Raw genomic sequence first — 647 nt, 5'->3', positions numbered from 1 at the left:
CAATAAAGATTATTTATTAATAAAGATTATTGATTATTAGATATATAATTTAATAAATTATTATAATTTGTTATTAATTTTTAAATTAAAGATATTTTTATAATACAGAAAAACTATCATCTTCTGCGTCTTCATCAGAGCCTACATATTTTTCTTCTAGCTCATAGCCAGTTCCATTTTGTATCTTTTCTTCGCTTATCACATCATCATCTGAAACTATATCGCTATTGATGTAGTCTGTGTTGTCAAATTGTGCATGCAACTCAATGTCCTCATCATCTTCGGCTCTGATAGATATGTTTTCAGGAGGTAGCTCATCGTTTAAAGAGTCGATGTAGTCTTGCGGATCTTTCAAAAACTTATTTTGACTATTGTCTTGTTTTTGACCTGGATAGACATTTTCTAAATTTGGCTGTGGCTGAAAGTCGTCTTCGTCCATATATTCATTGTCATTTTTTTGTGGCACATTTTGTTTAAATTTATTTGCAAAAAAGTCTAAGGGGATAGAAGGTTTTTGCTCTTCTTCAATATGGGTTTCTTCTACTTTATCTTCCACTTTTTCTTTTTCTTCCTCAGCTTGAACCATCGTGGTATTTTGTTCTTGACACTTTTGCTGCTCTTGGTTTTGTTTGTCCTCTATTTTATTT

General features: G+C 30.8%; 1 protein-coding gene. It reads right to left on the bottom strand.

Annotation, left to right across the window (positions count from 1 at the left end; genetic code table 11):
* Positions 1-97 precede the first annotated feature (97 nt).
* The coding region (locus tag CYP28_RS10350) for a hypothetical protein (protein WP_181000426.1) at positions 98-647 on the bottom strand (550 nt) is incomplete at its 5' end.

Source organism: Campylobacter concisus, from assembly GCF_002914195.1.
Classification (GTDB): Bacteria; Campylobacterota; Campylobacteria; order Campylobacterales; family Campylobacteraceae; genus Campylobacter_A; species Campylobacter_A concisus_M.
The sequence above is the reverse complement of the archived record's forward strand: the minus strand, read 5'-3'. Positions and strand labels throughout refer to the sequence as shown.